Source organism: Sphingomonas sp. PP-CC-3A-396 (assembly GCF_004343105.1).
GTDB lineage: Bacteria > Pseudomonadota > Alphaproteobacteria > Sphingomonadales > Sphingomonadaceae > Sphingomonas.
In genome coordinates this window covers 21,529-29,322 of the sequence record NZ_SLYF01000015.1, presented here as the reverse complement: position 1 = coordinate 29,322, position 7,794 = coordinate 21,529, and the positions used below count along the sequence as shown (strand labels likewise).

Here is a 7,794-nt window from a genome sequence, read left to right as displayed (position 1 = left end):
TTCGCCTCGCCAGAGAGGAACGGCTTTTCCCACAGCAGCGCGCCGTCGCGGTGGATGCGGCTCGCACCCTCGATATGCTGAGGCGGCGTGCCGACGAGCAGTTCGGGCCCGAGCGACGCCTGGCGCAGCTTCGAATGCGCGAGCCAGAGATAGTTGTGGCGCTCGGTGACGTGGTCGCTGAACTCGTTGGCGAGGCACAGGCCAAGGCGGAACGGCGTGCCGTCGGGACCGATCAGGTAGATCCCGGCAAGCTCGGGCTCCTCGCCGCCATCCTCGGCAAAATCGGGCATCGTCAGTGCCGCGCCGGGTGCGACTAGGCCAGAGCCATCGCCCTTGTAGAACCATTCGGGCTGTTGCCCGCGCGTCCTCGCGGCGGGCTTGCCGCCCTCGACGCCCTCAAGGAACATCCGCATCGAATCTGTCTGCTTCTCGGCGTCCGCGGCGGCGCGGTGCATCTTGTCGCGGCCCTCGGCCGAGCCGAGATGCGTCAGGCCGGTGCCGGTCATGATCAAATGGGCCGGATCGACATGATCGATCGGCGAGGTCAGGCGACCCGCGGCGAGTTCGGCAGCGATGTCGACGCTGTCGCCCGTCCCGCAGACCGCGATCGCGGCGGCGAGATCGGTGCCATCGGCGATCGCGCGTTCGGCCAAAGCACGGACGCTATCTACGCCGGTAACGAACGCGGCCCCTTCACTGGTGGCAGCGATCACCGATCGCGTGCCGTCGACGCCAACATGCTGCAACAGGCGCAAAGTCATCACACTCTCTCTCCTAAGCGAGACGCCGTTGTTACGGTTGTCCCCGATATTTTCAGGTCAGTTGGCGGGAACGCCGTCGATCAGCAGCGGCGCGGTCGTGCCGTCACGCAACACCTCCGGCAGCAGTTCGGGCAGCAGGTTCTGGTACGACACCGGCCGCAGGAACCGATCGATCGCAAGGCTGCCGACCGAGGTCGTGCGGCCATCCGAGGTCGCCGGGAACGGACCGCCATGCACCATCGCATGGGCGACCTCGACACCGGTAGGCCAGCCGTTCGCGAGAATGCGTCCCGCCTTGCGTTCGAGCAGCGGGATCAGTCGCGACGCCATGTCGGCATCGCAGTTGTCCATCTGGATCGTCGCGGTCAGCTGCCCCTCGGCGGCGCGCAGTACGGCGTGGAGCTCGTCCTCGCTCGTGCAGCGCACCAGCAACGACGACGCACCGAACACTTCATGGCCCAGCGCCTTGTCGCTCAGGAACTGCGCGGCGGTCGTCTCGAAGAATGCCGCCTGCCCCTGCGCGACGCCTTCGCCGACCTTGCCACGTGCGATTTCGTTCACCGCGTCGTGGCTGGCGAGTGCGGCGATGCCCTGCTCGTAGGCGGCATGGATGCCGCTGGTGAGCATCGTCGCGGCAGGAGCCTCGGGCAATGCCGTTGCGGCAGCGGACACGAATGCGTCGAGCCCCTCGCCTTCGAGCGCGAGCACGAGGCCGGGATTGGTGCAGAACTGCCCCGCACCCATCGTCAGCGACCCGACGAACGCCGTCCCCAGCGCCGCGCCGCGAGCCTTTAGCGCCTCGGGCAGCAGCACCACCGGGTTGATGCTCGACATCTCGGCATAGACCGGGATCGGAACTTCGCGGGCCTGCGCCAGCTTGACGAGTGCGAGACCGCCGGCGCGCGATCCGGTGAAGCCAACCGCGGCGATACGTGGATCCTGCACCAGCGCGCTGCCGAGATCGTTACCGGGGCCGACCAGATGCGAGAACACGCCCTTCGGCAAGCCGCAGGCCGCGACCGCAGCGTCGATCGCGCCGGCGACCATCGCGCCGGTCGCGGGATGCGCGGGGTGACCCTTCGCGACGACCGGGCAGCCTGCGGCCAGCGCCGACGCGGTGTCGCCACCAGCGGTCGAGAAGGCGAGCGGGAAATTGCTTGCGCCAAACACCGCGACCGGGCCGAGCGGGATCATCCGCAGCCGCAGGTCGGGGCGTGGCAACGGTGCACGATCGGGAAGCACGGGATCGATCCGCAGCCCCATCCAGCCGCCGCGGCGGACGACGCCCGCGAACAGCTTGAGCTGGCCGACGGTACGACCGCGCTCGCCCTCAAGCCGCGCGCGCGGCAGGCCGCTTTCGCGCATCGCGGTGACGATCAGGTCGTCGCCGAGCGCGACGATCTCGTCGCCGATCCGCTCGAGGAAATCGGCCCGCGCGTCATTGCCGGTCGCGCGATACGTATCGAATGCGGCATCGGCGGCGGCGCAGGCGGCCTCGACGTCGGCTGGCCCATGCACCGCGATGGGATCACCCACTGCAACACCGGTGGCGGCCTCGACGGACCGAAAGGCCGAACGCCCGGTCTGAATTGTGCTTGTGTCTGACATGGTATCCACTCCCTATACTCCGACATATAAGCGGCGCCGGGCTTTGGCAATCTTTGTCGTTCCTTGATCGCACAGGGACTGTTACGCCTCGCCCAGGGAGCAAGCGGTATGACGGAAGTGGATTACATTGAGGAGCCTGTTGAGGGCGGTAACGACGATGAAACCCCGGTCGTCCGCGTTCCGCGCGGCACGGGTCGGCGCCTTCACGGGGCGGTCGCGCACAAGCTCGGTACGGCGATATTGTCGGGCGAGTACGCCCCCGGCGACACGCTGTCCGGCGAGGTCGAGTTCTCGAAAACGCTCGACGTGTCGCGCAGCGCCTACCGCGAGGCCGTCCAGGTCCTGACCGCCAAGGGACTGGTCGAAAGCCGTCCGAAGATCGGTACGCGCGTCCTGCCGCGAAGCCGGTGGAATCTGCTCGATCCCGACGTGCTGGCCTGGGCGTTTGCCGGCGAGCCCGACATCGCGTTCGTTCGCGGGCTGTTCGAATTGCGCGCGATCGTCGAGCCTGCGGCGGCAGCGCTTGCCGCGGAACGGCGCGAGCGGACCGACCTGAAGATCATGAAGGACGCGCTGGCGGCCATGCGTCGGCATACGCTGGCCACCGAAGCCGGGCGCGCGGCGGATCGCGAGTTTCACGACGCGGTGCTGACGGCGACCCGTAACGATGCGCTGATCGTGCTGAGCGCGAGCATCGGTGCTGCCGTCAACTGGACGACGCAGTTCAAGCAGCGTGCGCGTGCCCTGCCCCGCAATCCCATTCCCGATCACATGCTGGTCTATGACGCGATCGCCGCGGGCGATGCGAACGGCGCCAGCGCAGCGATGCGGACGCTGGTCGACCTGGCGCTGGAGGATACGAAACTGGCGATGGCGCGCTGATCGCACGACACCGCCGTTTCATGGTCGACCGCTAGATCGGCGCCCCGGTCATGGGGCGCCACACTTTAGGGAACGGCGACAGGATCGGGCAGCGCGTCGGTCACGCGCGAGCCCCACACCGCGTAGAACAGGATGTAGAGTTCGCACGCCGCGGTGAGCAGGAACGAGATCTGCAACCCATAGGTGTCAGCGAGCCAGCCCTGGACGATCACCAGCGCACCGCCCGCAATCGCCATGATCAGCAGGCCCGAGCCCTCCTCGGTCAGCGGCCCCAAGCCGCGGATGCCGAGCGTGAAGATCGTCGGGAACATGATCGAGTGGAACAGCCCGACCGAGATCAGCGCCCACATCGCGACATGCCCGGTGGTGAAGGTCGCGATCAGCATGACGACGAATGCACCGATGCTCGCCACCGCCAGCACGCGCTCCGCCGGGATCGTCCGCATCACGACGCTGCCGACCAGCCGACCGACCATCATCCCGCCCCACAGGATGAACAGATAGTGCGAGGCCTGCTCGTGGGTCAGATTGCCGATCTGCGGCTGGCTCACGAAGTTGATGAAGAGATTGGCGACACCGATCTCGGCGATCAGGTAGATGAAGATCGCCGGGATGCCGAGCACGAGGTTGCGGTGCGACCAGAGCGACAGGCCCTTGCGATCCGCCTTCGCCGAGCGCTGCGTCGATGCGCCCATCGCCGGCAGCGGGAAGCGCGCGATCACGATCGCGAGCACGACCAGAACGCCCGCGACGATCAGGTACGGCAACACCACCGACTGTGCGTCGGCAAGCCGCTCGGCCGGGGTCAGCACCGCGGTCGATCCGGCAACCGCGGTGCCCGAGGTCGAGCGGCCGAGGATCAAGTAGCCGCCGAACAACGGCGCAAGCGTCGCGCCCGCCGAGTTGAACGCCTGCACCAGATTGAGCCGCGACGATGCGGTTTCCGGCGGACCGACGACCGCGACATAAGGATTGGCCGCGACCTGCAGCAACGTGATGCCGCTGGCGATTACGAACAGCGCAAACAGCGTGACGCCGTAACTCGGCAGGCGTGCGGCAGGCACCATCATCAGCGCGCCGACCGCCATCAGCCCCAGCCCGAACACCATCGCGCGTTGATAGCCGACCCGCTCGATCAGCTTGGCCGACGGGATCGACGCGAAGAAATAGGCGATGAACCAGACGCTCTCGATCAGCGTGGTCTGCGTATAGCTGAGGTCGAATACGCTGCGGAGGTGCGGCAGCAGCGTGTTGTTGATGACGGTGATGAAGCCCCACATGAAGAACAGGCTGGCGAGCAGGGTCAGCGCAGAGCGATAACTGGGGCTGCCCACCGGCGGACCCTGTGTCGCTTCGTCCTCGACGGGCCGTCGCATCTGTATCGGCATCGCCATAATCGCTCACCCTCCGTGCCATGTCTGCGACTGAACGACAGTCTTTTACCGCATGGCTTGCTCAGAAATATATTGTCCGACTATATAGCCGAACAAGGCGCGTCAACGGCGTCGAGCGATTAAGGACGGGAACCGAAATGCGCGCAATCGAAAAAACGGGGATCATCGTGGCGGCCGTGCTGACGGCGTTGTCGACGCAGGCCGTGCAGGCGGCCTCCGCGAAGCGCGAATCGTTCGGCAAATTACCCAATGGCACCGCAATCGAAGCCGTCACGCTGACCGGCACCAATGGTGTCAGCGCGCGGATCATGACGCTCGGCGCGACGCTCCAGTCGTTGAACGCACCCGATCGCAACGGCAGGACCGCCGACATCACGCTCGGCTACGACGATGCCGCAAGCTACGTCACCGCACCCAATTTCTGGGGCCAGACAATCGGCCGCTATGCCAACCGCATCGCCGGCGGTCGCTTCACACTCGACGGCAAGCCCTATCAGATCACACTCAACGACAAGACCAACACGTTGCACGGCGGCACGGTCGGGTTCGACAAGCACATCTGGAAGATCGTGTCGGTCACCAATGGCGCGCAGGCGAAGGTCGTGATGACGCTGACCAGCCCGGCGGGCGACCAGGGCTACCCCGGCACGTTGGTGGCCAAGGTCACCTATGCGCTCGACGACAAGGGCGCGCTGACGATCGACTTCGACGCGACCAGCGACGCACCGACGATCGTCAACATGACCAACCACGCGCTGTTCGATCTGGCCGGCGAAGGTTCGGCGACCGGGATCTACGGCCAGCGGCTGACGATCCCGGCGCGGCGCTATACCCCGGTCAACGCGACCTTGATCCCGACCGGCGAGTTGAAGCCCGTTGTCGGCACCGTATTCGACTTCACCAACGGCCGCGCGCTGTCCGACGGGATCCGCGACGGCCGCGACCCGCAGATCGTCATCGCGCATGGCTGGGACCATAATTTCGTGCTCGATAAGGGTGCGACGCCGGAGCCCGGCCTTGCCGCACGTGTGGAAGATCCAGCGTCAGGTCGCGTACTCGAAGTGCTGACGACCGAGCCCGGCGTGCAATTCTATTCGGGCAATTTCCTCGACGGGTCGCTGGTCGGCAAATCCGGCCATGTCTACCGGATGGGCGACGGCCTCGCGCTCGAACCACAGAAGTTTCCCGACACGCCCAACCAGCCCGCATTCGGCTCGGCCCGCGTCGATCCGGGCAAGCCCTATCACCACCGCATGATCTACCGCGTTTCCGTCGCCCGCTGATACCGGCCCCGACTTCCCAGAAAGCCTCTCGATGACCGACACACCAAAACTCAGAAGCCGCGCGTGGTTCGACAACCCCGAGAATATCGACATGACCGCGCTCTATCTCGAGCGCTATCTGAACTTCGGGCTGTCCTTGGAGGAATTGCGCTCGGGCAAGCCGATCATCGGCATCGCGCAGACCGGCAGCGACCTGAGCCCCTGCAACCGCCACCACCTCGTGCTCGCCGAGCGCCTGCGCGAAGGCATCCGTGAAGCCGGCGGCATCGCGCTCGAATTCCCGGTCCATCCGATCCAGGAAACCGGCAAGCGCCCGACTGCCGGGCTCGACCGCAACCTCGCTTATCTGGCACTGGTCGAGGTGCTCTACGGCTATCCGCTCGACGGCGTCGTACTGACGATCGGTTGCGACAAGACGACGCCCGCCTGCCTGATGGCGGCGGCAACCGTCAACATTCCCGCGATCGCGCTGTCGGTGGGTCCGATGCTAAACGGCTGGCACAAGGGCGAGCGGACCGGGTCGGGGACGATCGTGTGGAAGGCGCGCGAACTGCTCGCGACCGGCGCGATCGACGACGAGGGCTTCATCAAGCTCGTCGCCTCGTCCGCGCCGTCGACCGGCTATTGCAACACGATGGGCACCGCGACGACGATGAACAGCCTCGCCGAGGCGCTCGGCATGCAGCTGCCCGGTTCGGCCGCTATCCCCGCGCCGTACCGCGACCGTCAGGAGGTCGCGTACAAGACCGGCAAGCGCATCGTCGACATGGTTTCGGAAGATCTGAAGCCGTCGGACATCCTGACCAAGGAAGCGTTCCACAACGCGATCGTCGTCAACTCGGCGATCGGCGGTTCGACCAACGCGCCGATCCACCTGGCCGCGATCGCGCGTCACATCGGCGTCGACCTGCCGATCGACGACTGGCAGATTCACGGCCACAAGGTGCCGTTGATGGTCAACCTCCAGCCCGCCGGCGAGTATCTGGGCGAGGATTATTACCATGCCGGCGGCGTGCCGGCGGTGGTCGCCGAGCTGATGAAGCAGGGCCTGATCCACGAAGACGCGATGACTGCGAACGGCAAGTCGATCGGCGACAATTGCCGGACCGCGACGATCGAGGACGAACGCGTCATCCGCCCGTTCGCGACGCCGTTGCTAGAGGATGCCGGCTTCATCGTGTTGCGCGGCAATCTGTTCGACAGCGCGATCATGAAGACCAGCGTGATCTCGCCGGAGTTCCGCGAACGGTATTTGTCGAACCCCGCCGATCCAGAAGCCTTCGAAGGCCCCGCGGTCGTATTCGACGGCCCGGAGGATTACCATCACCGGATCGACGATCCCTCGCTCGGCATCACGACCGACACGTTGCTGTTCATGCGCGGCGCGGGACCGATCGGCTATCCGGGTGCCGCCGAGGTCGTGAACATGCGTCCGCCCGCCTATCTGATCCGCGAGGGCGTCCATGCCCTCCCCTGCATCGGCGATGGCCGCCAGTCTGGCACGTCGGGCTCCCCCTCGATCCTCAACGCGTCTCCCGAAGCCGCAGCGATGGGCGGCCTCGCGCTGATCCGCACCGGCGATCGCGTCCGCATTGATCTCGCCAAGGGATCGGCCAACGTTCTGATCTCCGACGACGAGCTCGCCGAGCGTCGCCGGGCACTCACCGAAGCCGGCGGCTATGCGTATCCCCGATCGCAGACGCCTTGGCAGGAAATCCAGCGCGCCACGGTTGGCCAGATGGAGACCGGCGCGATCCTCGAAGGCGCCGAGAAGTATCAGCGGATCGCGCAGACGATGGGCCTACCGCGCGACAATCACTAGGACGTATGCAGTATCGCTATCCCTTGGGATAGCGATGCTGCACG

6 protein-coding genes are annotated in these 7,794 nt (G+C 66.1%); 3 read left to right on the top strand and 3 right to left on the bottom strand.

Annotated features, from left to right (window positions below; genetic code table 11):
* On the bottom strand, nt 1-761 hold a 761-nt coding region (gene araD1, locus C8J40_RS19490; RefSeq protein WP_132898438.1), incomplete at its 3' end, for an AraD1 family protein.
* 57 nt (nt 762-818) lie between these two features.
* Entirely contained in the window at nt 819-2,369 is a 1,551-nt protein-coding gene (locus C8J40_RS19485; protein ID WP_132898437.1) for an aldehyde dehydrogenase (NADP(+)), read from the bottom strand.
* A 108-nt stretch (nt 2,370-2,477) separates the two neighbouring features.
* On the opposite strand from C8J40_RS19485, the gene C8J40_RS19480 reads away from it, so the two are divergent.
* Complete coding sequence (locus tag C8J40_RS19480; RefSeq protein WP_132898436.1) at nt 2,478-3,251, top strand: FadR/GntR family transcriptional regulator; 774 nt, start codon at nt 2,478-2,480, stop codon at nt 3,249-3,251.
* A gap of 65 nt (nt 3,252-3,316) precedes the next feature.
* On the opposite strand, the gene C8J40_RS19475 is transcribed toward C8J40_RS19480, so the two are convergent.
* Nucleotides 3,317-4,627, bottom strand: coding sequence for a sugar MFS transporter (locus C8J40_RS19475; protein WP_207901305.1), 1,311 nt, complete (start codon nt 4,625-4,627; stop codon nt 3,317-3,319).
* Nucleotides 4,628-4,782: 155 nt separating this feature from the next.
* Here C8J40_RS19475 and C8J40_RS19470 point away from each other — a divergent pair, with 155 nt between their 5' ends.
* Both C8J40_RS19470 and C8J40_RS19465 read left to right on the top strand, forming a co-directional pair.
* Entirely contained in the window at nt 4,783-5,928 is a 1,146-nt protein-coding gene (locus C8J40_RS19470) for an aldose epimerase family protein (protein WP_132898434.1), read from the top strand.
* 31 nt (nt 5,929-5,959) lie between these two features.
* Complete coding sequence (locus C8J40_RS19465; RefSeq protein ID WP_132898433.1) at nt 5,960-7,750, top strand: IlvD/Edd family dehydratase; 1,791 nt, start codon at nt 5,960-5,962, stop codon at nt 7,748-7,750.
* Nucleotides 7,751-7,794: the final 44 nt, after the last annotated feature.

Coding starts and splice junctions, on each gene's coding strand:
- C8J40_RS19480 (WP_132898436.1), top strand. CDS start 2,478: ATGACGGAAGTGGATTACATTGAGGAGCCTGTTGAGGGCGGTAACGAC.
- C8J40_RS19465 (WP_132898433.1), top strand. CDS start 5,960: ATGACCGACACACCAAAACTCAGAAGCCGCGCGTGGTTCGACAACCCC.
- C8J40_RS19470 (WP_132898434.1), top strand. CDS start 4,783: ATGCGCGCAATCGAAAAAACGGGGATCATCGTGGCGGCCGTGCTGACG.
- C8J40_RS19475 (WP_207901305.1), bottom strand. CDS start 4,627: ATGCGACGGCCCGTCGAGGACGAAGCGACACAGGGTCCGCCGGTGGGC.
- C8J40_RS19485 (WP_132898437.1), bottom strand. CDS start 2,369: ATGTCAGACACAAGCACAATTCAGACCGGGCGTTCGGCCTTTCGGTCC.